Genomic DNA, 26221 nt, shown 5'->3' on the forward strand with positions numbered 1-26221 from the left:
GGGTTTGGGTTTGGGTAAAATAAATTATCAGTCTGCTTTATACAAAAAAATTTGAGTTTATTGGAGTTTTTATAGTTAACTGATTATTTAACTAGATCACTGCTGAGGATATAGGGCAACTAAAATGACTATAACTACCCCGGTTATTATGGAATATCTCAACCAAGTAAAGGGCTAAAAACAAACAAACCAATCGTAAACTGGATTACTGAAAACCACTATATTATTATCAGTGAACATGTAAAAGCCTACTTCTACCGTGCTTTAACTTTATGAAGTGATGCTCGAGATTGAGAAAGGCTTAATTACCCTAATTTATCGCTAGTTTTAACTATTCAGGAAATTACTTTTGACGCTAAATCGAAAAAAGTCTCGCATTATAATTATTGGTGCTAATTTTGCTGGGCTAAGTGCCGCTAGCAAGCTGAGTAAGTGTCATGAAGTAATAGTGATTGACAGTAAGCAAGAATTTCAATGGACACCTAATATCCATGAAATTCTGTCAGATGTTAAAAAAGAAACTAGCCTTAGCTTAAATCTAGAAACCATCATCTCAAGATTAGGGCATTGCTTTATTAACCAAACAGTTTGTAGTATTGACGGTGCTTTACAAACAGTTACTCTAGATGACAAGCAAACACTAAATTACGATGTTTTGTTGATTGCATCTGGACATACACGAGCAAACTACGACATTAAAGGCGCGAATAAATATGCGTATGGATTTCGTACTGCTGAAGACGTAATACAAATACATAATGATATTGAGGCCTTACTTAGTAACAATAAACAACCCGTTAATATCAATATTATTGGTGGAGGCTTCACCGGCGTAGAAGTTTTGGGCGAATTATTACGCAAATACGCAACAAATACTCAATTACACTTTAACGTGATAGACAGTGCATCAAGATTAGTACCAGCCCTGCCAGAAAAATTATCGGATGACATTTTAAGTCAATGCAAACTCTATCAAGTTAACTTTTACTTTAAGCAAAAAATTACTGAAATAAAAAAATCTAGCATTCATTTCACCGATAAAAAATCAATCAATTCAGACTTAACAATTTGGTCTGCTGGCACTAAGCTGCCTGATTACCTTGGCTGTATCAATACTAAAGCCAATACTAATGGCCTAGTTGTTAATACCTATTTACAGACCGAAAATTTTGATAATATTTTTGTTGTTGGTGATTCTGCAACACTAGCACAACCTTCAGCCAAACAAGCTAGTATAGCCTTAGATACAGGGCTTCATGCGGCAATTAACATTAACCGCTTTTGCTTCGAAAAAACCTTAAAACCATTTAAGATGCGCTCAAAACCTGTATTGCTTTCGCTAGGTGACATCAACACTTACTTTATCCAAGGCAACTTGATTTTAGCTAGCCCAGTCTTAGCCGCAGCTAAAGAAGCTGTATATCAACTTTATATGGCACGCCTATCAACACTACTTCCGTTAGAGCAGAGCGTTTTAGGTATAGCGGGTAGAATCACTCTATCGACAGATAAGCTATTAATGGCCGAAATTTTAAAGTTAAGACCCAGAGTACTATTTGGCCGTAGTAAGGTTTTATAACAATGATCCTATTATAGTTATTGGTTATTAGTTATTAGTTATTTAAATTGTTATTTTGATTGTTTTATCTACCGTTCCATGTATATATTAATACCTTAATCATTCAGTTATCTTTCCCTTCGGGGTTAAAATAAAACCATAAAGGATCAATGAAATGAGCGATGATATGCGCATTCCACGCAACGCAGAAAACGACCACACCGATGAAATGGCCAAAATACGTAGGGATTTTATAAAAGAAAAAACCGGCGCAGACTTGGTACATACTGGACAATACAGCATTGATACAAGCGTACTTCCCGGAAATGTAGAAAATTTTATCGGTATTGTACAAATGCCTGTAGGCGTTGCAGGGCCTGTTCATGTCAACGGGGAACATGCCAATGGACATTTTTATGTTCCTATGGCAACAACCGAAGGCACGCTAGTCGCCAGTTATAGCCGTGGTATGCGAGTAATAAACGAATGTGGTGGTGTTAAAACAACTGTTGTGGAAGGCTGGATGCAACGTGCCCCTGCCTTTATTTTTGAGGATGCCCGACAAGCCCGTGATTTTGGTGTATGGATAAATGAGAATTTTGATGAAATAAAAGCAGTCTCAGAAACTACCACTAGAATAGGCAAATTGGAGCACATCCAACAATGGTCTGTATCCAAAACCAAGTACCTGCGTTTTAACTATACAACGGGTGATGCATCTGGTCAAAACATGGTTGGTAAAGCCACTTTAGTTGCCTGTGAATGGATCAAAGCAAACTCACCTATTCCATGTCGTTACATGTTGTCTGGTAATATGGATACTGACAAGAAGCACTCTCATTTAAACATGTTACATTCTCGTGGTAAGCGCGTAATTGCTGAAATTGTGTTGAAAAAAGAAGTGTTGGCAAAAGTAATGAAAGTTGACACCAAGATGCTTGCTGGTGCAACAACGTTGGCCAATGTAGGTGCTGCAATGGCTGGCGCGGCTTATAACGGCCCACATTCTGCTAACGGAATTGCCTCTGTGTATATTGCAACCGGGCAAGATGAAGCCAATGTTGTGGAGTCTCATGCTGGTATACTTTCACATGAGCTGCTAGATAACGGTGATTTATATATGTCTGTTACCCTGCCATCTTTAATTGTGGCCACTTTTGGTGGTGGTACTGGTTTACCTACACAAAATGAATGTTTGCAAATGATGGGATGTGTAGGCGCAGGAAAAGCGAATAAATTTGCTGAAATTGTTGCTGCCACAGTATTAGCCGGAGATATTTCATTAGGTTGTGCAGTTATCGCCGGACATTGGGTCAGCAGTCATGACCAAATGGGTCGAAATCGCTAAAAAAAACCACACTAAAAGCCCGGTATTTACCGGGCTTTTTTGTATTTTAATAAATAGATTGATTAGTATGCGATTTCTAATTTTACTGCGTATTCTCTAAGGTATTAATACCAATTAAGTGTTCTGTTTTTCATGAAAAACAATGGATAAATACAAGGCATAAAATTTAGTAAGTAGTTATTCTATTTGTATATTTTAAAACACTGTAGTTTTTCATTTTAACCATTAAAAATGAGCAGATAATTAATTAACTTGTTATAAATCATGCTCTGCGAACTAATAGCCTAATTTGACTTGGTATTAATAAACACCTTTGTCAAAATGGTATAGATAAATTAACTGATAGAATAATATTTGCATAACCTATGTCTAATACGCTAGAAAAAATAATACAACACCTGCAAGAAACCGAACGAATGAACCTGTTGATTGCTCAGCATGATTTGACTGAATCTATTAAAAAATTGCAGACCTGGCAGACCAAACGATTATTAATTACCCATGACGATTTATGGCAGTCTAAGCGATTTAAACCTGCTATGCAGTTTTTTGTCGATGAACTATATGGTCCCAAAGATTTCAGTCAACGAGATATCGAACTGGCGAGAGTGGTGCCAAAAATGGGAAAAATATTGCCCATTAAAGGATTAATATCATTGGAGGCTGCACTTAGGCTCAATTGCCTTTCTCTAGAGCTCGATATTGCATTAGTTCAAGAGTTAGGTAGTGAAGAGATAAGTCGAAGCAGTTATTTCGATTGTTATCGTCAATCAGATAACAAGCCAAAACGCGAGGAGCAAATACAGTTGCTTGAAAATCTCGGTTTAGACCTGGCGCAAGTAGTTAAAATCACAGGTATTTCAGCTATTTTACTGTTATCTCGAAAGCCAGCAAAAATAGCGGGAGTAAAAAGTTTGCATGAATTTTTAGAAAAAGGATTTAAATCCTTTAAAAAACTCGGTGAAGTACACGATTTCATTGATCCTATTATTAATAGAGAAAGAGAATTAATGCATTCATTGTATTCGGCGAAGGGGCCAAGTGAAAATCCGTTACCTGAGGTAGATAATCTAAGATTGAAATAGGGTTAAATAACGAGTGATTGAACAGGTACAGGTTAATTAATAACATTAACCATGGCTTGTACTTAACCCAGATGTATTGTATTGGCTTATTGCACACAAACACATATTGACTGTCAATTAGTCAATAATATTGCTTATTTCGCTCAATTGGAACGTCTAACCCAGTCAGACTATAATTAATTGCAACACAATACTTTTAGAACCTAATAGCAATTTTTACGTTATCAAGACATTTGAATTAATATAGACCAATCTAAAAGGCTTGGTAAAGACTGCAAAACTGATAAACTTAAGTTTAAATTTTCACTCTCCATTTTAATTAGGCTCCATCACTTATGTCGATTTTAGAGAAAGTACAGCAATGGCTTGTGCCGAAACTGATAGCACTGAAACTCGTCAAACAAGTGACATTTTCATTTGCCGAGTTAACTGCCGACATGCAGATTTATTTGCCCTTTAATATAAAGTTTTCAGTGCCAAATGGTAACGGACTTGTGATTATTTCCCACGTGCAGTTGACTGAAAATAAGAATGGTTTGGTTAAAGCAAAGTTAAAGGGGACACTAGATATTCAGTGCATGGGCGAGCACTTATATAGTTCGAGTATTCACATTGAGCTATTGGGAAAACCAATATTTATAAAAGAAAAATCAGTGATTCGGGCCACTAATGTACAAATAGGACAAGTTGATTTAGCTGATGATAACTTAATGGTGGTGCACAACACTCGGAAAATAATCGCAAAATTAAGCAATAACATTCTGGGTCATATGTGGTCGTTAACCGTAGGAACAGCGTTAGGCTTTCTAGATAATGTTACCGACATGAAAGGCTATATTGCACTTTTTGTTAACAAAAGTAGTCATCGGATACTTGAATTACATCGCAAAGAAATAGAAAGTAACTTAATTACAAGCTTCTCCAATGGCGATATTGAATACACCTTAAAAGAAACAGTATTCGACGAAAAGCTTTTCATTAAATATGGCAAAGATATAGTGGTTGAAAATGAAGGGCTAACCTTTCGATTTTCTTGATTATATAATCCCGTTTTCTACTAAACACTATGCACGCTTTAATTGTCATTAATCCAATGCATTTCAAACTTTAATGGTGTTTACTAGAATAATCGTTCACAGAATATCTTCTACAATTGTTAAATTTTCTTTACGTGGTTTTTCGCCCAAATCATCAATCGTAATATCAGGATCATCAATTGATTTAACAAGTAGTTCAAATGCTTCTTTTATATACACGGTTAAAGGCTCTAGCGAGTTTACTTTGTTATTACAACACAACAGCCCAACTTCTACTTCGCCATTGTAACTTACTAAGGTTACATTTAAGCCACCGCCTGGTGCTAACGTTGACACCGGACATATAGAATTTAACTGAGAGTCTCCAAAGAATAACGGTTCTTTGGGTCCGGGCACATTCGAGACTAATAAATTACCTAATGGTCTTAATTTTTCTGAAAGATTTACCATATCAACGAGTAAAGCGAATGTTTGATACATTATCGATATATGTGTATAAACCGCTGGTGAATAGACCTTAGCCTCTTGTTTTACCAGAAAGTTTGAGTTCACAACTTGGCGTAATCTTTTATAAGGGTCTGAACGTCCATAGGCTAATTTAATCAGGGCTATTGCTATTTTATTACCTCCAGAGGTATCCCCAGGACGTCGTAAACTAACCGGCATTAGTGCCACTAGCGGTTGCTCAAAATCATCATGTCCATAATCTTTTAAGAATCGATGCGTGGCAATGTCGATGACCGTGAGCAAAAAGTCATTAACGGTGGTACGAGTAAGTTTACATGCCGTTACTATTTCATTTAAGGGCAGTTTAACTGACGAAAACACTCGCCCTTTGGTTACTTTGCCGGTTAAAACCGTGCGTTTACCAGAAAAAGGTACCGCATTGTCGGTGCGGCTTGGTGATATAGTTCTAACTAAGTTATTAAAGAACAATATCAATATATCTTTGAAATAAATCACCAGTCCCCATAAATCCTTTAAAGGGGTTTTATAAGAAAATGGCACTGGCTTTCTTTTTTTCTCAATCGCCCAAAATGGCTTTATTTCACTACCAGGCGCAACAGAGAAGGATTTAATAATCCAACTTAACAATGTTACTCCATCGGCATAAACGTGATGTATTTTACTATAAATGCTAAAACTTCGGCTTTTTTTACAATAAATAAGATGGCATTGCCAAAGAGGTTTTGACTTATCTAGGCGCTCTTCATGTAGCTTAACAACCAAAGTGTTTAATTCAATAATGTCATCAACATTTTCCACTTCATGTATCTTAATATGATAATCACAATCAAAGGTTTTTTGTTCTTGGAACCAAAACGGAATTTTAAAATAGGAAACAACAGTTTGGTTGAATGGGGCCTCTGCTTTATTAAATGTACGCAGTGTTTCATATAACTCCAGTACGTAATGATAGTCTTTGCCTTCAGGTATAGTAAATTTTAACAAACCGGCGACATGTTTAGGACTATTATCTGACTCTGTAAAATAAAACGCCCTATCCATCAGCTTCATGCCTGAACTCATACTGTTTCCTTTCTAATTAATGTCTTATTCAAAATGGCCAATTTTATTTTGGCAGCTTCACCATGCTCTTGGTAATAAGGTTGTAAACTAAAATAGATAGTCATTAACGTGCGATACACTATGTCAGGATTACTTAATGAATCTCCTTGCATTTGATAATAATTCAAGCTTTGGAACAAGGTTAAGCTAATAATGTCGAGTAACAGGTCAATATCGGCAGTAGTTCCGGCAAGGGTGCCATCTTGTTGTTGCCCTGATAATGATTTACGTAAATACTGCCGTTGAAACTGTGCCAGTCTTTGCAATTTATTGTTAATTGCAGGGTATTGTGTTGAAAGTTCGGCAATATTTTGAAAAAGAAATCTAAATAAATGCATTGTTTCTAAACAATAAAATAGATACTTATAAAAATCTTCGTTCTGGGACGAGGATTGAGGAATCGCGTTCATTTTGATGACGTAGCTATCGACTAAGGCATTGACAATTTCATCTTTACCTTTGTAATGATAATAGAGATTACCGGGACTAATATCTAACTCATTAGCTATATCTACACTAGTTATATTACGTTCACCTTCGCTATTAAATAAATCGAGGCTGATTAACAATATTTTTTCGGCGGTCTTCAACGTGAAAGGCTCCAGTATAACTGTAATTGTAATTGGTAAACTGTTGTAAAAACAATTTAAACATTTAAAATCAATCAGTTAAATCTAACCAATTGAGCTTATTCTCTATTACGCCAAATGTGCAGTGTTAAAAACCAATTGATGCGATCAGATCCGGTCGAAGTAGCACCAATTGCCCATAACCCGCTGCCATACCTAACAAAGCGCCTACCAACATAAGTTTCCATTCATCAGCCTCGTAAGCTGGACGAATAATACCCTCAAATTCCTCAGGTGTAAGCGCATTCATTTTTTCAGTGAGTTCATGGCCTAAATTAATAGCTTCTGTTGCGTATTCTGTAGCGTACGACATAATTTTATCCGCATCAGCAAATAACTGTTCAGCAATTTTCTCTTTCATCTCAAAATATTCTTCAGGGCCAAGATGAATTGAGGTGTAAGGTTGAAATAAACTCAGATGTTCGTCGATAGTTTTATCAACGTGAACCGATAATATTTCCATTAATTGATCACTGCCTTTACCTTTTAAAATGGCATCAAACAATATTTCACTGTTCATCAACTTAGCTTCAATTATTTCGCAGTATACCGCCGCGGCTTCTTTTTGACGTCTCAAAAACAAACCTTGTAAGGTAAATGGGCCTATCTTTGTCGGGTGTTTAGGTTCAAATATCATATGAATTGCAATCCAATTGGTTGCATATCCAACAATGAGACCACCTAGTATTAATACCCACCAGGTTTCGTAAAAAAACCATGCGATCATGGTTGGAATACCTAATAGAAATCCAAAATATAGACCTGAACGTTCTATAAAGGTAAATTCTTTTTCACCAACTTTCAAAAATATTTCATTGATAATTTCAGGATTTTCGACCATACGGTTAATAATTATTTCTCGTAAATCTACCAGTTCTCTTATGTTGTATTGAATGTCTTTAACCATGATGGGCACAACGGTTGGCAACGATGCATTTATTTTAGAGTATATAATGTGCTTAGCTGCACCAGGGAGCATTGACCATATAGCAGGAGAATTTTCTTTCATGGCGTCATTAATGATAACTCGTAACGACTGTTTTAAGCGGCGATGAATTTGTTTGGCAAGTTTGTCTGGGTCAATGCGTTTTACAATATCATCCAATGACATTAATTTACTCATGATTAAACTGACTTCAATTTCTGCCATTTCCTGAGCTTTACTGGGGATAATACCTTGCCAACCAAAAATTGGACGTATGCCAACAAACTTGATTGGATAAAACATCATTTTTACAGCAAGGAAATTTGTACCGTAACCAACAAATGCACTAATAATTGGGATCATTAATAGATTCATATGTTGCTCAAAAAAAGATCCTAGCATTGTGCTTCTCGTTTTATAAAAATTTAAATTACACCTTAAAATATATTAACTTAAGATAATATTCAATACTACATATATTGATGCTATGCCATAGCATGTGAGTATAATGCTTGGCACAAAGAGATAAACTTTAATAAAGTTTATCTCTTTGTGCTTTTTTAGTATGCGCTTTCTAATAGTATTGGATATATTTACATCATCAAGAAGATTTACCCAAACTTATTTAATATTATTGGAGCAACACATGACTAATTTCGAAAAAGTAAGCAGCACAATTGAATCGGCTGAAGAAGTAGCACGTAAAATATGGTTAGCTGGTCTTGGTGCTTATGGTAAGAGCTTTGAAGAAGTACAACGTAAATACGAAAAACTAAACGGTGAAACAAGTCGTTTGTTTGAAGAATTAGTTTCAAAAGGCGAAAAGCTTGAAGCTAACACGAAAGAGAAGTTTAAAGAAAAAACAGCTGTAGAAAAGCGTGTTGAAGACGTACGTAAAAAACTTGGTCTTGATAGCTCAGACACAGATACTAAAATTGATGAATTATCTCAGAAAGTTGATGCGTTAACAGAAGCTGTAAATAAAATGTCTTAATCGATACTTTATTCTACTAATACCCATATAAATGGGTATTAGTAACACTTAATTATATAGGATATAAAATATGTCAACTAAAGACACCTTAGAAAGTATGGCACGTAACACATGGTTGGCAGGCTTAGGCTCTATTGACAGTAGTAAAGAAGCACTAGGTAAGTCGATTGATGCCGCTCAACAAAAATCAAATAATCTTTATAATGAATTACTTTCGCGAGGCGAAGAAATTCAAAGTAAAATTAATGATAAAAAAGATGAAATACAATCTAAAGGTAAGAAAATTCTTGGATTAGGCTCAGAAAAATCTCAAGAAGAAAAACTAGCCCAATTAAACATTGCTGTAGATCATCTAACAAATGTTGTTGTTAACTTAATTGAAAAACGCAGTGCGGCAGCTTTAGAAACTCCGGCAACTAAACCTGTAGAGAAGGCAGTTCCCAAAGCAGCTACAGCGACTAAACCAGCTGAAACAGCAAAGAAAATTACACAAAAAGCTGATAATGCGACTATGACAACTGAAAAACCAGTAATTAAAGCGACGACTAAAAAAGCTACGTAATTTTAATTAGCTTTATCAACGCAATAAAAACGGGCCTGTCGGCCCGTTTTTATTGCGTTGATAAAGTAGAATGTTACACCCTTTGTTTAGCTTCAAAACGAATGAATGCTGCCCTTTCTGTTATATCCATTGTTATGAACGATTACATTGGATTAATCTGGATGTAATCGTTAGCTATACGGTTGTTTGAGCCTTTGGCGTTCGCAAAAAGCTTGCAATATTATATTAAAGATAAACACCTAAATCAGGCAATTTAAAACCAAGAGGCCAGATAATGCAAAAATATAAAACGGTTATGATCACAGGAGCATCTGAAGGTATAGGTCGTAGTTTTGCTGAAACCTTTGCTAGCAAAGGCCACGATTTAGTGCTCGTTGCGAGAAACGCCAGTAAATTACTAGCATTAGCTTTAGAGCTCAAAGAAAAGTATGCAATTGAAGCACACGTATTTGCGGCAGATCTTATTCCTGTTGGTGCGGCTCAAGCATTATTTGAGGACATTACCAGCAAGGAAATAACAATTGATGTTTTGGTCAATAATGCGGGCATAATGCAAGTAGAAAAACTGCATGAGTGCGACATTGAAGGATTAAACCGCTTACTCCAGTTGAATATCCAAAGTCTGGTGAATATGAGTTATCAATTTCTTGGACCTATGATCAGCCGCGGTAGTGGAAAAATTTTAAATGTAGGTTCAATTGCTAGCTTTATGCCCACACCAAATTTTGCCGCCTACGGCGCAAGTAAGGCTTTTGTACTGTCGTTTTCCGAAGCGATAGCTGAAGAATTAAGAGGTACTGGCGTAACGGTTACCTGTGTTTGTCCAGGCCTCACCCAGACAAAAATGCTTAGCCAAGTAGGAGGTTTGGAAAAATATATCCCAAGTTTTCTCAAAGCAGACCCTATCGAGCTCACTTCCCAAGCATATAAAGCATGTATGAAAGGTGATGTGGTGTTTCTGGATAAATTAGCAAATAAGCTCTTAGTTCAATGGGCGACACATTACCCAAGATGGTTTGTACGTGGAATAAACGGCATATTGGCTCGCCTAAAATGATCCTAAAGTTACTTTAATTAAAGGCATTCAAAAAAAAGCTCACCCTGCTTTCGTCAACTCTTCTATATCGTCAACAATTTTTGGCCATAATTCAACTGGCAAGGTATGCCCCATGCCTTCCATAATTTTTAATGTTGCACCAGGTATTGCAGCCGCGGTAGCAATACCACATTCCACAGGAACCAAGGGATCAATATCACCATGAATAATTAAGCTGGGTATTTGCAATTGTTGTAAGTCCAACGTTCGGTCAGGGGAATCAATTATTGCACCTAGCTGGCGAATAACCCCCGCAGGATTAAAGCCCCGCTGCCAGGATTCACGTATCAGTTTCTCAACACTTTCCTGGTCAAAAGGAAAATGATCACCATGTAACATTCTCCAGACATCCAAAATCTGTACAACATATTGCTCAATCTCTCTCACTACCGGTTTAAGCAATTTTACGCTTATTCTCATTTTCGGTTTAGGCAAAGAACGGTCACCTGTTGTAGACATAATCGAAGTCAAACTACTGACTCTAATTGGATACTTCAAAGCGATACATTGGGCGATCATACCGCCCATTGAGGCACCTACAAGATGGGCTTTATTCACATTTAGCGCATCCATAAGCGCTATAGTATCATCAGCCATATCATCAAGTAAGTATGGCGCATTTACTTTTTTGTTAAACAGACTGTTGCCAATAAAATCCCACATACTTGGCACCGGGCAGTCTTTCAACCAGGTACTTTTACCAATATCACGATTGTCAAAACGAATAACCCTAAAGTTTTTGCTGGCTAATAATTGGCAGAACTGATTGTTCCAGTGAATCATTTGGGTGCCCAAACCCATAATTAAAATAATAACCGGATCGGCGGAGTCGCCAAAACTCTCATAGGTAATTTGCAAACCGTTAGCACTAATTTGCTGAGCCTCATGGTACTTAATGTTATCAACCATCAAGATTGCACCTTAGCTTGGTCAGCATAAAACTGTTCCTGAGCTTTTTGTCCATAAGGTTGCCATTTGCCTTCACTTTGTGCCAAACGATTAGCCACAATCCAAATTACTTGGTAGTTATGCCCCAGCCCTAAATGACTACCTTTTACTTCAATGTTCTCAGCTTGATCACAAAGATCAATTTGACGATTCATACAGGCCTGCCAATGAGCTACACCGTCAGTTCGCGAATAAATAGAAGAGGTGGGTACTGGAGGCGGTAATAACATGTTTAACATCGCTTGAGGATTACTGTTAACAATATCGCCATTAATCATGCCAAATAATTTAGATACTAGGGATGCAGAACCATCGGGGCCATTAAACGGGCTACCCAGAGTAATAACTTGGCGTACGTAATCTGGCAATAAACGGGCAACTTCTCTGGCCAATATTCCACCCAGACTCCAGCCTACCAAACTGACTTTTTGGTTATATTTAAGCGACAGTGATATCACACGATTTATCAGGGCGTCACTAACAACATTATCTCCTCCGACGATTTCTGAACCTAAATTTCGTCCAAGCCCCCAACCATAAGTTTTATAACCCTTCAATTTTAAAAACACTCGTATAGGTTTAGTGCTAATGTCACTGGCCAAAAAACCGGGTAGCACCATCACAGGATGATTATCACCTATTGGCGCACGTAACAAAAAAGGCATAAACATACTGGTTACACCCAATTCAAGTATACTTCTACCCTCTGATAACATATGAAGTAACGATGGCTTTGGTAACTTTAAAATTGGCACTTCTCTACTCATAATACTTCCTAAAATACGAGCTAATCTTGCTCTAAAAAATTTTTGAGGACTGCGGTTTCTTGCATTTTTTTATGTGCTGCTTCTTCAAGTTCGTTGGCGCTTTCACGAATATATCTAGTAAAATCATCCAAATCAGGCATCAGATTAACCGCGCTGGTAGGGCTGATAGAAATTGTGCCGTTATAGCTACAAATCGGCATGATGAGCCCCATTCCATCAAAAATTGGCGCGGTCCCCATATTTACAATTAATTTATGTCCAGCCAAATACAGCGGAATTTGAGGACCAGGGACATTGGTGATAATCACATTAAAGAAAGGATTGTGATGTTTTGCAATGGCAGCACCGGTATAAAACCGTGCAGCAGCACCGGCTAAACCAAATGGAATTAATTCTGCGTAGCCCATTAAACTTTTTGCATCAATTGCATCTTGGTAGAGTTTACCAATGACAGTATTGTGATGAATTTTTTCTAATCTCTGAATGGGATCTTCAAGATCTGTAGCAAGCTGCACGTACATGGCTGAAACCTGATTACCCATGGCATTTGTTTCTTCAGCCGTGCGAGTTGAAACCGGCACCATAGCCACCAAAGGTTTATCTGGCAACTCATTTTTTTCCAGCAAATAACGTCTCAGTGCGCCTGCACAAATGGCAAGAATAACATCATTCAACGTTGCGCCTTCTACCACTTTTCGCAGTGTTTTAACCCGATGTATATCCAATATCACAGAATTCCACACCCTTTGTGCCCCAACCGTATCGTTAAAACGCGTCTTTGGCGCACGAAAAGGCATGGTCGGAAGTGTAATTCCCTGGGTGCGTGTTAAATACCCTGCTTTGAGAGTAGACCTTGCTGTATCCCACAATAAACCGGGTAACTTACCAGGGCGAGTTACAAAGTTGTAGGCACTCTTGGCCATGAGGCCAACAGGACCTGGAATATCTTCTATTTCTTTAGGAATTGGAGCAGCAACAGATCGAGGTTTAGGCGATACATCATATAGCATAGACATCAAATCTGCGCCAGATTTCCCGTCAAAGCCAGCATGATGCACTTTACTTATCATTGCCACCGAACCCTTGGGAACCTGAGGAATAGAGTCTAATCCTTCAACAAAAATAAACTCCCACAAAGGGCGTTCACGATTAAGTTGTTGAGAAAACAAACGGGATGCTAAGTAACGTAGTTCCTTCCAGCCACCGGGACTCGGCAATGCAGTTCGATGCAAATGTAGACTTAAATCAAAATCAGGATCGTCAACCCAATAGGGCCTATCCAAACTAAATGGCACCATGACTAATTTTTTCGTAAGTCTATCTACTGTATGCAGTCTCTCTTGGATAAATTGGCGAAAATCAACAAACTGTAACGATCCTTCTATAATCGACACTCCACCAATATGCATTGGCATTTTTGGTGTTTCAAGGTATAAAAATGATGCATCTAAACCGGATAATTCTTCCATTTTCCCTCCATTTACTTAGGTATGCGAACTCAACCATTAACTAGATGTCAAAGTATCTTAATTTTTGCTTGCAAATAACAACTTATATTTTTTTATAAGTACTTATCAACCATTATTAAATATTCATCACAAGCCCACATTCTATTCAGTCGATATATTTTGATTTTTATTTCTCAAATATATTTTTTCATGTTAATAGTCGTCAAAATACTCATAAAAAAACCGGCTAAGGCCAGTTTTTTACTTCTCAAGTTAAAAGCGCTTGGCCTTATTTATCTCTTAATTCTCTGCGTAGTATTTTACCAACATTACTTTTAGGAAGTTCCTCTATGAACTCAACCTTTTTCGGTACTTTATAACCCGTTAAGTGTTTACGACAGTGTTGGATTAAATCTTTTTCAGATAAATTTTGATTTTTACGCACGACCACCAATTTAACAATTTCACCACAGACCTCATGGGGAACTCCTACAGCAGCAGCCTCTACAACATCTTCGTGCATACCTGCGACTTCTTCAATTTCATTTGGAAAAACATTAAATCCCGAAACCAAAATCATATCTTTTTTGCGGTCAACAATATAAAAATAACCATCATCGTCACATGTTGCTATGTCTCCAGTCGCCAACCAACCGTCAACGATCATTTCATCGGTTGCTTCGGGCCGATTAAGATACCCTTTCATCACCTGTGGTCCTTTAACCAACATTTCACCCGCTTCACCCATGGCCACTTCGTTGCCTTCTTCGTCTACCAGTTTTATATCAGTCGAAGGTACAGGCATGCCAATAGAGCCTTTATAGGCTTCAAGTTGGGGTGGGTTTACAGTCACAGTTGGACAACATTCGGTTAAGCCATATCCTTCAAGTAATACATGTCCCGTCACTTGTTGCCAACGTTCAGCAACTGTTTTTTGAACTGCAGCACCACCACCTAAAGCAAATTTTAAGCCGCTAAAATCTAAATCAGCAAAGCCTGGGGTGTTAAGTAAGCCATTAAATAAAGTATTAACACCGGTAATAACAGTGAATGGATATTTTGCCATCTCGGCAACAAAACCGGGCATATCACGAGGGTTAGTAATTAATAAGTTCGGGCAGCCAAATTTCACAAAAGTAAGGCAATTACCTTGCAAGGCAAAGATATGATAGAGCGGCAAAGCTGTAACGACTAGCTCTTTGCCTGGGTCAATCACGCTTTCTAGAATATTCGAGGTTTGTTCTAAATTCGCCACAATATTCCTATGTGTCAACATAGCACCTTTCGATACGCCTGTGGTGCCACCTGTATATTGTAGAAAAGCTAGATCTTCGCCGGTTATTTCAGGTCGATTATAAGATTGTTTATGACCTTGTTTTAGCGCAACTAAAAATTTAACCGCATTAGGTAAATCAAAAGCAGGGATCATTTTTTTAACGTATTTAACGGCAAAGTTCGTGAACACTTTTTTCATTGGCGATAACATATCACCCAAAGAAGTTAATAAAACCTTCTCAATAGCCGTGTTTTTAATTACTTCACTCAAAGTACAAGCGAAATTTTCAACAATAACGATCGCTTTTGTATTTGAATCAGATAATTGATGTTGTAATTCTCTGGCAGTATATAAAGGGTTAACATTCACCACTGTCATACCTGCGCGAAGTATGCCAAACAGTACTACTGGGTATTGGATAAGGTTAGGCATCATAATTGCTACCGCATCACCTTTCTTTAAACCAGAATGCTGTAAATATGCAGCGAAATCACGAGAAAACCCATCTAACTCGGCAAAAGTAATACTTTTGCCCATATTGATGTAACTGACGTTAGCTGAATATTTTTCAATGGATTGTTCAAAAATGTCGACTATGGATGAATAACGATCAGAGTCGATGTCCGCAGGAACCCTAGGGTCATAATTCTTTAACCAAATTTTTTCCACTGTGCCTCCAAGCTGCTGGCTTTAAGCTATTCCCTGATTGAAGGTGCAAACGCCAACTTATTATTTTTAAATAAGAGCTTGGAATCGTAACTGAGTCTAGCTAAAAAGTGAACAAATTTAAAACAACAAGGCCTCCAATTGAGTAAAGCATAAATCCAGTCATGCATCTATGTATAGGTGCCAAATTTGATTTGAGTAATATTTTTTAACTTTTCATTAATTATTTCAATGATGAATAGTAAATATATGCTCAATAAATCAAGTTGATAATGCTACGCACGCCAATTGAAATATTATTCTTTAGGCTTAAACTCTATTATCTGAGGACAGGGTAACTGATGTAATGACGTGGACTTGCGATAGACCTAAAAAATTTTTCTTGAAAATGAAAAACGTTAAATTTTATAACTTATGAGGTTATTTTTATTCATAAAAAAGAGAGCACTATGGCTCTCTTTTATTTATAAATCAGACTGGAATTAAGATTTTTTATCAGCAGCTTTAGTTGCAGGCTTAGCTGTAGTCTTAGCTACAGGCTTTGCAGCAGGCTTGGCTGCCAATTTAACAACAGCAGCAGTCAAAGCGTCAATCTTCGAACTTAGCTCTTCGATTTTCTGCTCATTTTCAGTGTTGTTCAAACCAAGTTTAGTGCGAACTGTTTCGATACGAGAATCGATTTCAGTTTTAGCTACAACTTCATTTTTAACTTCTTTAAATTTGCCTTTACCTTCAGTTTCAAGCTTTTGGCCTTTAACTACTAATTCATCAAATAATTTGTTTGAATCAGTTGAAAGTGCTTCGATACGACCTTTTATTTCTTCATAGCCTTTACCATATGCACCAAGACCAGCCAACCATACTTTACGAGCCATGTCTTCTGCAGTAGAAGCTGTTTCTTTAATTTTGTCTTCTGCATTAGCAGCTGTTTCTTTAATCTTGTCGATGTTGCTCATAATGTTTACTCCGTAGATATTTAAAATTAGTTATATTGCTTGATGGAATGTATCTTAGAGATATAAATTAGAAATCGCATACTAATTACACAATTTTGTTAAAATATTTTATTAATCATTATCAAGGCTAGATTATAGCAATTAATTTTAGCTATATTTTGCGCTTTCATTGTGGTTAGAACATTAAAAAATGACAGTAAACTATAAATTGGCAGTACCCCATACGACTTAAAATAATTTTGGGATAACTAAAAACTATTTCTTGTCTTTCTACTCCAGCATTATTCTCCCAGGTAGATACCTCATTTGATGCAGCCATTACAGTTTCAATATAATCAGCAATAATATTGGCATCGATAATGTTGTCCCCACAAGCTATTAATCCAAAACCACTGCAATCACTAACTAGGGTAATATTCAGCAATTGCTCATAGGTAAAACGGAGAAATGATAGGTAGCTTTGATCTTAGCTAGTTCAAAAGATAAGGACTTTTGTGGTCCGGGTATATCGAATGTGTTGATATACCCTGCGGGGTTCGTGAGGTTGGATATATTTAACTGATTGATCACCGCGGCTAAATCTGAGCTAGAACAACTAAATTAGTGGCTGCATCTGCCATCAATTAATCTTCGCCTTTGGTCACCATTTAACGACGCAGTCTGCATAGTCTGAACTTTTGATAGACACACAAATATTAACTAATTACTCTATCTCAAACCAAGTTTTCAATACTTGATAAACCTTAGGTTCACTTAACAATTCCATATGATTAATATTAGTACCTACCCATTTTCTAACCTCTGGAATATGTAAATCAAAGGCAGTATCTTTATGCTCACCCAAGGCACTTTTTATCCGTACAAGTCCGTCACCTAAAGGGTAATTAATACTTTCTGTAGCACTTGTTGCCACAGCGAAACACTTCACCTTAGCAGGCAAAGGCAAAGGCAAACGCTTATCGCCACTGAACTCAAAACGTTCAGTGGTATACCAATCAAGCTCCTGCACATTGCCATAACGTAAATCTGTAATCCCAGAGCTGCGCACTTTCACAAGGCGTGCAAACGGTGCAGTGTATGAATGAGCCCCTAAAATCAAATCAATCCAGTTACCCGCTTTTTCAAGAGCAGCCCCATGGTGTGGCGTACCTAAAAATACTAAGTTGTTAAGTAGTTCAGGCCATTGGTGGCCACTTTTTTGGGCAACGTGAAAAGCGCTACGGGATACTAGCCCCCCCATGCTGTGGGCCAATATATTAATTTCCAAGTGTTTATCTGATAGATTTACCAGAGACTCTAATAAACTTGCAAAAAGTTTGCCGTTATCGGAAATATGCTGCCCAGTATTATAATGCAGGTAGATGGCTGCCATACCCAACTCTTTTGCCAATTGTTCACCATGGTCATGACCTTCGCGACACCACTGCAAGTCATTCATACACAGACCATGGACCATGATCAGAAGTTTGCCATTGCTTTGGTTTATGACCTCACGCAACTGAACTTCATTTAGAGTTTGCCCTTCTCTTCGAAAGTGCATTGGGATAGCCAACGGGTTATCGCTAAGCACAAGATGGTCACCTAATACTCCATTCAAGGCTGCAAGCAAAGCTTGTGTCGACGTTGAATCAGGTTGAGAAGCTAGTATTTTACTTATAGCGGCCAATGGTGCATCAATACTTTTCCCTACCAATTCAGTTAGGCTACGAATCTTGCGATAAACCATGCCACTTATGCCAGAAAGTTGCTCTTTTTCAGTAGCCGAATTTACCACTGAATGTGGACTTATTTGTTTATGAACTGATTCAACAATATCAGTGATAGCTAACACGGCCTCAATGGTTAAACGGCCCACACCCTGTGTTCTTGAATTAGCTTTTTTAATAGGGGAGTTCTGACTTTTATCTTCGGGAATATGCTTCATAGATTCTGTTTTAATGCACAATAAGGTAACTTACTTTAACAAATATTTGTGGCAAGTATTGTTTATTTGTTTTACTAAAGGTTTAAATGCTAATTTATAACATTATTGAGAAAACTAGACACGTTCACCTTCCTGACGACTATTATTTACGAAAGGTTGAACCATAAGCCCCTTATTATTTGACGACACGGCTTAGCTTATATGTGGCAAAGATGACATTAGCTTTAATGATTACCAATCGCACTTTGTAGAGCTTATCAAAAGCAAGCTGAGACAGAATAATATAACCATCGGTGGGTGAGTTTTCAGCTCAAGCGTTTTCATCTTCTACTCCTGCTTTACGACTTATTTACTGTTAAGTGACTCTTTCCAACGCTGCTTCGAAACATGCAGTTTTACTAATTCTAAACACTCATTAACAATCAATAGCACTTCTTGATCAAGCATATGGTCTTCACTAGAAAAACGGCCTAAACCATGTTCAACAAAGTCATCAATTTTTTCTGGAGTGATATCTTTTAATAGGTTAATAACCGACTGTGTCACTATATCTGTGACCGACTGTTCTAAAGTTTTTTCTATGGTGCGCCCCAATACCGGCACTAATTTCAAGGTTGACACTTGTGAGTTACCACGTACCGCTTTACCAACACTTTTTTGCACATGATTGCGCACAGATTCACCATGTTCACTGTGCTCGATTGATTCTCCAACATGCACCATTACCGACGATAACCATTGCGTCAAAATAGGTAAGCGCGAAGCAATGACTTGTTTGCTAATATCTTCTATTAAAGGAGAGCCAGCAGCTATATCGTTTTGCGCATCTGATAGCACTTTAACAACAATTCGATCACTGAGCTCTTCAACAAACACATCGTAGTAGAATATGACGAATCGATACATGGCTGTGTTACGTAAATCAATAATTTCATATTTTTGCAATCGATAAAAAATTGAAAATATCCGCAAGAAACGAAATATTCGGGCACCGCCTAAGGGAATACAACCGACTAAATCGTACCAATGAATAAAGGGGAAAAAGTACCAACGTACATAAGTGTTACGGACTAATGCCACCGCCCAACGGACACAAAACTCCGTCAAAAAAACAGCAATGAAAGCAAAATCATAGAGTATAAAGTTTTCATGAATGGGAGCATAAACTGAAACTATGTCAGTAGATATGGATGATAAAATAGACTTAAAAGCTTGGGTGGCAAATAAGCCATCAAACAACAGCCAAATTAAGTTAATAGTGAGCAAGCTAAGCATCACCAAATCGACTATTATCCATGGTCCTTCGTGGCTGGATTTAAGTTTGGAATAACTAAAGTTAAGCATGATTAAAACAGCCGTATATGCATATGATGTAAGATTGAGAACAACAGTATATTAGAATTTTCAACAGAGAGAAGTAAACACTGCTACCCAAACTTCTGCTGGTGATGTCTTAACGTTTTTTCTTCGCGTTGTAATGCTATCATAATCATTGCTGCAATAGATGGCGATTTATTTTTCACAATCAATGTCTCTGAATGCGCAGCGCATAGCACTTCAGCCTCGCTCCATTGTTCCGCTATTTGTGCAACCCATAGTCGAAAATCATCTGCAGCACCTTTACGTTGCTCTAACGTTCTAGATAATGTCATATGAAAAGACACTTCAGGAGTTTTTAAAACACCGAGTAAACCAGGTAATTTTAGGAACATTAAAGTGTCGTCAACGTGAATGGTTTTTGATGCAAGATGGTAAGCCAATACCGATGAAAAATGCAAGTGCTCGTTATTGGAAATAAAATCGACACCACGAGGTACTGAAAATTCAAAATCCTCAGAAAACATGGTAGCAAACTCACTTGAATTCGTTAGCTCTTTTTGCCACGGTAGGTCTGGGAGTTTATCAAAATGGCGTTGTGTCCCATACAATTTTGCGTTTGGATAGTCAGCATGTATCTTTGCAACATGTATAGTATGGAATGGGTGCAAATTAATAATAGCTTCAATGTCGACTCCATTGTTGGTTAGCGAATCTACTTGCTGTTTAATATCATCTTGCAAGGTATAAGCATCCAATAAAACAAACTTGCCGTTACCAAGCTTTGCTAAAGAAGCTTGAGTACCTATATTTAACAAACCAAAAACTCTAAATTCACCGCGAATATTCCAAAAGGTGTCAGAAATTTTTACTATTTTGTCAGTCATAAATGATACTCATTTTATATATTGTAAGCAGTTTAGCTAAAAACACTCCGGATAACTCACCTCAAAGATAAGTACATTGAGAGTATGTTCTGCCCATAAGGTCAGAACATACTTACTGTGAACTAGACGGTTTAACCGTTAACGACTTTTAATCCATTATGTTTGCCAAGTATTCGAGCTTCTCTTTCTTTTAAGAGTTTCAAATATTTTCGCAGTGTTTTACTGATAAGAGTATTTCGCTTAATTAAGTCTAGTTGCGGCCAGGTGGCACGTTCTCCATGCTTAAATAACTCGGTCAGACTCTGCTGGCTTGGATTGGACATGATATGCATAAAATTGGCTAATGTGGGATCAGGCAAAATGTTAATATCACCCATATATTGTTGATCAATAATAGAGCGAATTTTGTGAATACCCAATTTAGTCGCTCTATGGCTAATAGCACTTTCGAGAAGATCAAAGGCATAAATGCTATTAATTTTGGCAATCTTAGCCGCGTGGCGTAAGGTCAAACCTATCAAACCTGCGGTATCACGTTTATCACGAGCACGAAATAATGTAGATATAGGGTTAGTTTGACTAACAATACTATGGTTAACGCCATATAAACGAGCTAAACGATCAAAAGGCAAATCAGCCATGATCGAGCCGTCAGCAAAACGACGGGTAGGAATATAAGGAACAATATCACCAGCCTGATTTTTAGCTTTTAATTGAACCGCCGAAAAAACAATTGGAATAGCACAGGATGCCCTAACAGCTTGAGCTATAATTGCATTCGGCGAAGTTTTCGCGTTTAGTAAACGCGAGAACTGGTGCAGGTCAGCTGGCGAAACCGTAATCGTCACATGTTTGCCGGTCTTTTTATAGGCTTCTTCAAATGTGGTCAAATCAAATAATTCTATTAGCGCATTTTCAAGATTGGTGCTATCAAGTAGGCTGTCTTTGCTAAAGCCTTTCCATAGACGCCATTCACGAAACTTAGTGTAAATAACCTCAGGAGTAAGAGTGTTTTTTAACTCTTCGCTAGTTCTCGTTCCAACCAAAGCGGCAATAATAGAACCCGCACTTGCTCCAGATATAACGTCGGGTAGCAAATCATGTTCAACAAGCGTTCTAACTACGCCACCATGAAAGAAACCAAGTCCCGCGCCGCCACTGAGCATCATACAACTGCGTCCAAACGCATGAGCCGTTTCATCAAAAAATGATAACTTCTCATAGAAATCGATTTCGTTTTCGTCGGCCTGATAAATAAAATCCAGTGCTTCACAAACTTGCTTAATAAACTCTTCAATTAAATGCTTAGTGCCAATTTTTGCGTGGCTATTGAGTGAAGAAGCCGCGATATTGCCCAAATTGCCATGCAGACCTTCATGTAGAATGTACATAAGAGCTGCTGCGTCATTATTTGATTTTGCTTGTTTTATCCTTTGAACGCGTTTTCGGATTGCTCGGTAATCATAATCTTTACAGGCATCTTTAGCCTTCCATTCAGGGGCGCCAGATAACTCGTCATGTGCTTGTGCGGCCTCCTTGTACTCAGCATAACATTCCGCTGTTTTCATGACATTCTCTAACTCAGAAAGTCTTTTTTTGGGCATATTGTTAATCTCTTTTTACTACATTAAATGAATATAATCGTAAATAATTAGAAAACGCTACCTAAATTAAATGCTCTATTAATATTACTTTTGTGAAGCTTAACGTGAAAAAGCTAGTATGTTATTGTTAATACTTTGTTTATTTATAAAAAAATTTAATAAAAAATAATAATTATTTTTTATATTGACCATACTAATTCCGATGATTGTCAGGTAAATAGCCTTCCTACACCTCTAACAATATCGATGGACCGCGAACCCTATTTTATAAATGTTAGTAAACTAGTTGACTATCTAGAACTCGTCGACGAGATACTTCTCAAGTATGGAACGAAATAATTCACCTTTATCTAACACTTTTGGTTTGAGCAGTTTTTAGTATATCAACAATGCTTTTTTGGATGTAATGATCATGGTGATGGCATCGCCTTTAGCGGGTTTAATCCTTGGTTAGTTAACAAATAGGATCGCGATAAAATAATTTGGAACCTAAACATCCAATAATGTTTATGGCTGTTACTATTCAAGGCATGTTTAAAGCACCAATATAAGGTTCTCGAGTCTATTAATACATTATTGAATCTAATTGATGACTTCAGAAAATATCGTAAAAATAGGTCTACATGGTGCAGAAAAATGTCAGTCATTAAAGCTATCGAGATTAACTGTTAACGATGTTGTTGCACGTTATCTTGCCTTTACCCTTCCCCATTTTATTTTGGTGCTTGGTGCTTGGTGCTAAGTCGGATTATAAAATGAACGCAATCGCTCTAAAGCATATTTTGAGGATTAAGAAAAACATTTGCTTTATACCAATGAATACCCAACAAACCTCTGAGCATCAATCATATTTGGTGTCTGTGTATCCAAGTGTGCCAACTGAGGAATTCGAATGAGTACTGCGCTCATGTACAGCTGTTGTATTGATTCTAATTGTTACCAGTAGCTTACTGGCCATAAAAGCAGTTTTTTCTAAAGTTATCTTGGTGTTAAATGTAATGAAAACTAGGATTATCACAGTCAACCTTACTTACTTACTTACTTACTTAAGTGCACCAAAACTGACGTCATTCGAGTAAAGCTGAAGCCTTTTTACTCACATAAACTACCTATCTTTAGCGTGATCTAATAGGTTAAAAATCGCTATCAGTGATAGGGTCAACTTATGCTTGGGTGCAAATGTAATCAGTGGTTTTTTGGCTTGATGTGATTCGCGCATTTTCACCGATTGACTAATGTATTGTGATAATACCGGATAGCCTTCTTCAATGAGTTCATCAATAATTTGTTTAGGCAAATTGGCGTTCGCCATAAATTGATTTGCGATGATACCTTCGATTTCCAATTTAGTATTGTGATCTTCTTTAATTTCAGCAATTTTTTGTTGTAGGCTATATAAACCTTGTCGAGCAAAATCGTCACAATCAATAGGGATCAAACAACGATCAGCTGCGATTAATGCTGATAAACTATAAAAATTCAACGCAGGCGCCGTATCAATATAGATATGATCGAATTCCTGACTAAGTGATTCAAGGGCTTCGCGCAGTTTAAATATTTTATGACGACTATTTAATTCACTTTCTAGCTCAGCTAAACGTTCTGAGCCCGGAATAATAAATAAATTGTCCATTTGTGTGGCCTGACAATATTCAATGGCAGGTCGGCGATAAAGATGAAAAGTGATGCTTTGCTCAAAGAGATCGGCAATAGTACTTTCTGTTGGCGCATCTAGTGCATCTAAATATGCCGTACTATTGCATTGCGTGTCTAAATCCACAATTAAGGTGCGAAAACCTTGACTGGCAGAAATGGCAGCTAAATTAACCGTCAGACTAGATTTACCTACTCCCCCTTTTTTATTAAACAATACTCTTATCACGCTTTACTCTCCATTAGCTTTATTTTCAATTGCTTGCACTATGTTCTTATAATATGGAATTATACTATTGTGAAAGCAAAAATTCAGACAAAATTTAGATATTCCTGACATACTAAATCTTAGTGAATAAATTAGAAAGGATTAGCTTGTGACCAAAAAAATTACATTTCTCGACAAGACGTTTTGGATTACGGAATCGGAAGCGAACCCTAAGCACGTAGCTGGATTACAACTTTTAGAGATGCCCGAAGATGCACCGGAAGATTATGTGGAGCAGCTTTTCGCCGAATTACAGAGTTTTAACAAAGCGGTACCGCCTTTTAATTGTAAGGTAAGTCGATTTTTAGGTTATCCAGTAAAATTGAGTCCTGTCGAACAATTAAACATGGATTATCATGTACAGATTCATGTACTTGACGACATCAACAACAAACCCGAGTTACACAAATTTGTCGCAAAATTGCATGAAACCTGGCTGGATAGAGATAAACCACTTTGGCAATATCATTTAATTAAAGATCAGGCAAATAACGGATTTGCGATTTATATCAAGGTGCACCATATGTACGGCGATGGTGCGACCCTTATTCGTTGGTTCCAAAAGGGCTATTCAGAGCAAAAAAGTAGTCAGGGCTTTGTGCCAGTTTGGGCTGCGGACTTGGCCCTTAGAGACCGAAAAAAAGTTAATATTTTTAAGCAAATAATGACTGGATTGTGGGACATAATAATCACTGTAAAAGACCTTATTTGGATTTTGTTCCGTTTGTTATTGAAGCTACTCCGAATTAATCAGGTCTATATGCCTATCCCATTTTCGGGTACAAAAACAATGCTTACGGGTCAAGTTAAAAAAGGCCGGGTGGTATCTACTTTAGATATCGATTTTTCCAGAGTAAAAACACTCAGTAAACGAGTAAGAGCCTCTGCTAATGAAATTATGTTGTGTGCATTCGATATTGGTGTGCATAGATTTTTAAAAGATTATGGTCATACTTTTGATAAAGCCCTTTACACCAATATGCCAATCAACCTGCGCAAACCTGGAGAAACCACCTCAGGTAACAAAATTGCCATTGTGCCAGTTGAGTTAGCCCATGGTGAAAAGGACCCTTATTTGCGATTGCGGCAGATTATCGAGAATCATCGTATTGTTAAACGAGCAGCAAGGGTTTCTCATCCTGCTGCTTTTAGTTATTACACTCTACTAATACAGTCATTTTCGACCCTTTTTGAAGTATTACATATTTCAGATTGGTTTAGGCCAATAGGTAATATTTTGGTCTCTAACATGCCTGGTCCACCAAAAACTTTGTTTTTTAAAGATGCAAAATTACTCGCCAACTACCCTATTTCGACGATGACACCAGGTGGTGGGGTCAATATTACAATGCTCACATACAATGGTATCGCTCAAATTGGCCTGGTATGTTGCGATAGTGAGATTTCTAGCCTTGAACCCATGTCTCAATACATTCAGGAAGCTTTCGATATGTTAGAAGAATGTGTGGATGATCCCTCTCTCAATGTTGACGATATTGGTGAGCAGGTGTTGGAGATCCCTAAAACCATTGTTGATGATGAAATTTATGATGCAGGAATAAAGGATTGAGCTTTTATAGAAAAAGTTTGAATAGCATTACTTCTCAATAGATATTATTAACCCACAGAGAGAGTGCAGCTTGTAAATAAAGTAAACTCTATTGGTGGATTGAGGTAGCTTTTTTACTTCAGTATTTATAAGTG

22 protein-coding genes are annotated in these 26221 nt (G+C 37.3%); 9 read left to right on the forward strand and 13 right to left on the reverse strand.

Features of this window, described 5'->3' with window-relative positions; all coding sequences use genetic code 11:
- The first annotated feature begins 349 nt into the window (after positions 1–349).
- The 4 genes from H4J38_RS13400 to H4J38_RS13415 all read left to right on the forward strand — a co-directional run bounded on the left by H4J38_RS13400 (position 350) and on the right by H4J38_RS13415 (position 5028).
- Positions 350–1579, forward strand: a complete 1230-nt coding sequence (locus H4J38_RS13400) for an NAD(P)/FAD-dependent oxidoreductase (RefSeq protein ID WP_182132343.1) — start codon at positions 350–352, stop codon at positions 1577–1579.
- A 154-nt stretch (positions 1580–1733) separates the two neighbouring features.
- Positions 1734–2906, forward strand: coding sequence for a hydroxymethylglutaryl-CoA reductase (locus H4J38_RS13405; protein ID WP_182132345.1), 1173 nt, complete (start codon positions 1734–1736; stop codon positions 2904–2906).
- 365 nt (positions 2907–3271) lie between these two features.
- Positions 3272–3991: an FFLEELY motif protein gene (locus tag H4J38_RS13410; protein WP_182132346.1), complete on the forward strand. Its 720-nt coding sequence runs from the start codon at positions 3272–3274 to the stop codon at positions 3989–3991.
- Between the two features lie 335 nt (positions 3992–4326).
- Positions 4327–5028 (forward strand): hypothetical protein, encoded by a 702-nt coding sequence (locus H4J38_RS13415; RefSeq protein WP_182132348.1) that lies wholly within the window; start codon positions 4327–4329, stop codon positions 5026–5028.
- Between the two features lie 96 nt (positions 5029–5124).
- Here H4J38_RS13415 and H4J38_RS13420 read toward each other — a convergent pair whose 3' ends face one another.
- From H4J38_RS13420 to H4J38_RS13430, 3 genes are all read right to left on the reverse strand, one after another.
- Positions 5125–6558: a wax ester/triacylglycerol synthase domain-containing protein gene (locus H4J38_RS13420; RefSeq protein WP_182132350.1), complete on the reverse strand. Its 1434-nt coding sequence runs from the start codon at positions 6556–6558 to the stop codon at positions 5125–5127.
- Positions 6555–7187: a TetR/AcrR family transcriptional regulator gene (locus tag H4J38_RS13425; protein WP_182132352.1), complete on the reverse strand. Its 633-nt coding sequence runs from the start codon at positions 7185–7187 to the stop codon at positions 6555–6557. Before H4J38_RS13425 ends, H4J38_RS13420 begins: the two co-directional genes overlap by 4 nt.
- Before the next feature lie 127 nt (positions 7188–7314).
- A complete protein-coding gene (locus tag H4J38_RS13430; protein ID WP_182132354.1) occupies positions 7315–8553 on the reverse strand; it encodes a DUF445 domain-containing protein in 1239 nt (412 codons plus the stop codon).
- Between the two features lie 244 nt (positions 8554–8797).
- Between H4J38_RS13430 and H4J38_RS13435 the strand changes: the two genes are divergently transcribed.
- The 3 genes from H4J38_RS13435 to H4J38_RS13445 all read left to right on the forward strand — a co-directional run bounded on the left by H4J38_RS13435 (position 8798) and on the right by H4J38_RS13445 (position 10764).
- Positions 8798–9145 (forward strand): phasin family protein, encoded by a 348-nt coding sequence (locus tag H4J38_RS13435; RefSeq protein ID WP_182132356.1) that lies wholly within the window; start codon positions 8798–8800, stop codon positions 9143–9145.
- 70 nt (positions 9146–9215) lie between these two features.
- Positions 9216–9707 carry a hypothetical protein gene (locus H4J38_RS13440; RefSeq protein ID WP_182132358.1) on the forward strand — a complete coding sequence of 164 codons (492 nt, stop codon included), beginning with the start codon at positions 9216–9218 and terminating at the stop codon, positions 9705–9707.
- A 274-nt stretch (positions 9708–9981) separates the two neighbouring features.
- Positions 9982–10764, forward strand: a complete 783-nt coding sequence (locus H4J38_RS13445; protein ID WP_182132360.1) for an SDR family oxidoreductase — start codon at positions 9982–9984, stop codon at positions 10762–10764.
- 39 nt (positions 10765–10803) lie between these two features.
- Here H4J38_RS13445 and H4J38_RS13450 read toward each other — a convergent pair whose 3' ends face one another.
- From H4J38_RS13450 to H4J38_RS13490, 9 genes are all read right to left on the reverse strand, one after another.
- Complete coding sequence (locus H4J38_RS13450) at positions 10804–11712, reverse strand: alpha/beta fold hydrolase (protein ID WP_182132362.1); 909 nt, start codon at positions 11710–11712, stop codon at positions 10804–10806.
- Entirely contained in the window at positions 11712–12518 is an 807-nt protein-coding gene (locus tag H4J38_RS13455; RefSeq protein ID WP_182132364.1) for a hypothetical protein, read from the reverse strand. The genes H4J38_RS13450 and H4J38_RS13455 overlap by 1 nt, the downstream gene beginning before the upstream one ends.
- 20 nt (positions 12519–12538) lie before the next feature.
- Complete coding sequence (locus tag H4J38_RS13460; protein WP_182132366.1) at positions 12539–13987, reverse strand: wax ester/triacylglycerol synthase family O-acyltransferase; 1449 nt, start codon at positions 13985–13987, stop codon at positions 12539–12541.
- A gap of 268 nt (positions 13988–14255) precedes the next feature.
- Entirely contained in the window at positions 14256–15911 is a 1656-nt protein-coding gene (fadD, locus tag H4J38_RS13465; protein ID WP_182132368.1) for a long-chain-fatty-acid--CoA ligase FadD, read from the reverse strand.
- Positions 15912–16390: 479 nt separating this feature from the next.
- Positions 16391–16864 carry a phasin-related domain-containing protein gene (locus H4J38_RS13470; protein ID WP_182132370.1) on the reverse strand — a complete coding sequence of 158 codons (474 nt, stop codon included), beginning with the start codon at positions 16862–16864 and terminating at the stop codon, positions 16391–16393.
- A gap of 703 nt (positions 16865–17567) precedes the next feature.
- Positions 17568–18788: a hypothetical protein gene (locus tag H4J38_RS13475; protein WP_182132372.1), complete on the reverse strand. Its 1221-nt coding sequence runs from the start codon at positions 18786–18788 to the stop codon at positions 17568–17570.
- Positions 18789–19133: 345 nt separating this feature from the next.
- Complete coding sequence (locus H4J38_RS13480) at positions 19134–20132, reverse strand: ion transporter (protein ID WP_182132375.1); 999 nt, start codon at positions 20130–20132, stop codon at positions 19134–19136.
- Between the two features lie 83 nt (positions 20133–20215).
- Complete coding sequence (locus tag H4J38_RS13485; protein WP_182132377.1) at positions 20216–20992, reverse strand: hypothetical protein; 777 nt, start codon at positions 20990–20992, stop codon at positions 20216–20218.
- A 131-nt stretch (positions 20993–21123) separates the two neighbouring features.
- Positions 21124–22596 carry a DUF3336 domain-containing protein gene (locus tag H4J38_RS13490; protein WP_182132379.1) on the reverse strand — a complete coding sequence of 491 codons (1473 nt, stop codon included), beginning with the start codon at positions 22594–22596 and terminating at the stop codon, positions 21124–21126.
- A 589-nt stretch (positions 22597–23185) separates the two neighbouring features.
- Here H4J38_RS13490 and H4J38_RS13495 point away from each other — a divergent pair.
- On the forward strand, positions 23186–23338 hold the full coding sequence (locus H4J38_RS13495) for a hypothetical protein (protein ID WP_182132381.1): 153 nt from the start codon (positions 23186–23188) through the stop codon (positions 23336–23338).
- A 363-nt stretch (positions 23339–23701) separates the two neighbouring features.
- Here H4J38_RS13495 and H4J38_RS13500 read toward each other — a convergent pair whose 3' ends face one another.
- Positions 23702–24478, reverse strand: coding sequence for a ParA family protein (locus H4J38_RS13500; RefSeq protein WP_182132383.1), 777 nt, complete (start codon positions 24476–24478; stop codon positions 23702–23704).
- A 148-nt stretch (positions 24479–24626) separates the two neighbouring features.
- Here H4J38_RS13500 and H4J38_RS17365 point away from each other — a divergent pair, with 148 nt between their 5' ends.
- Positions 24627–26087, forward strand: a complete 1461-nt coding sequence (locus H4J38_RS17365; protein WP_182132385.1) for a wax ester/triacylglycerol synthase domain-containing protein — start codon at positions 24627–24629, stop codon at positions 26085–26087.
- Positions 26088–26221: the final 134 nt, after the last annotated feature.

Origin of the sequence: Colwellia sp. BRX10-3 (genome assembly GCF_014077505.1) — a bacterium.
GTDB lineage: Bacteria > Pseudomonadota > Gammaproteobacteria > Enterobacterales > Alteromonadaceae > Cognaticolwellia.

Coding starts and splice junctions, on each gene's coding strand:
- H4J38_RS13405 (WP_182132345.1), top strand. CDS start 1,734: ATGAGCGATGATATGCGCATTCCACGCAACGCAGAAAACGACCACACC.
- H4J38_RS13410 (WP_182132346.1), top strand. CDS start 3,272: ATGTCTAATACGCTAGAAAAAATAATACAACACCTGCAAGAAACCGAA.
- H4J38_RS13415 (WP_182132348.1), top strand. CDS start 4,327: ATGTCGATTTTAGAGAAAGTACAGCAATGGCTTGTGCCGAAACTGATA.
- H4J38_RS13420 (WP_182132350.1), bottom strand. CDS start 6,558: ATGAGTTCAGGCATGAAGCTGATGGATAGGGCGTTTTATTTTACAGAG.
- H4J38_RS13430 (WP_182132354.1), bottom strand. CDS start 8,553: ATGCTAGGATCTTTTTTTGAGCAACATATGAATCTATTAATGATCCCA.
- H4J38_RS13435 (WP_182132356.1), top strand. CDS start 8,798: ATGACTAATTTCGAAAAAGTAAGCAGCACAATTGAATCGGCTGAAGAA.
- H4J38_RS13440 (WP_182132358.1), top strand. CDS start 9,216: ATGTCAACTAAAGACACCTTAGAAAGTATGGCACGTAACACATGGTTG.
- H4J38_RS13445 (WP_182132360.1), top strand. CDS start 9,982: ATGCAAAAATATAAAACGGTTATGATCACAGGAGCATCTGAAGGTATA.
- H4J38_RS13450 (WP_182132362.1), bottom strand. CDS start 11,712: ATGGTTGATAACATTAAGTACCATGAGGCTCAGCAAATTAGTGCTAAC.
- H4J38_RS13455 (WP_182132364.1), bottom strand. CDS start 12,518: ATGAGTAGAGAAGTGCCAATTTTAAAGTTACCAAAGCCATCGTTACTT.
- H4J38_RS13460 (WP_182132366.1), bottom strand. CDS start 13,987: ATGGAAGAATTATCCGGTTTAGATGCATCATTTTTATACCTTGAAACA.
- H4J38_RS13470 (WP_182132370.1), bottom strand. CDS start 16,864: ATGAGCAACATCGACAAGATTAAAGAAACAGCTGCTAATGCAGAAGAC.
- H4J38_RS13475 (WP_182132372.1), bottom strand. CDS start 18,788: ATGAAGCATATTCCCGAAGATAAAAGTCAGAACTCCCCTATTAAAAAA.
- H4J38_RS13480 (WP_182132375.1), bottom strand. CDS start 20,132: ATGCTTAACTTTAGTTATTCCAAACTTAAATCCAGCCACGAAGGACCA.
- H4J38_RS13485 (WP_182132377.1), bottom strand. CDS start 20,992: ATGACTGACAAAATAGTAAAAATTTCTGACACCTTTTGGAATATTCGC.
- H4J38_RS13490 (WP_182132379.1), bottom strand. CDS start 22,596: ATGCCCAAAAAAAGACTTTCTGAGTTAGAGAATGTCATGAAAACAGCG.
- H4J38_RS13495 (WP_182132381.1), top strand. CDS start 23,186: ATGACTTCAGAAAATATCGTAAAAATAGGTCTACATGGTGCAGAAAAA.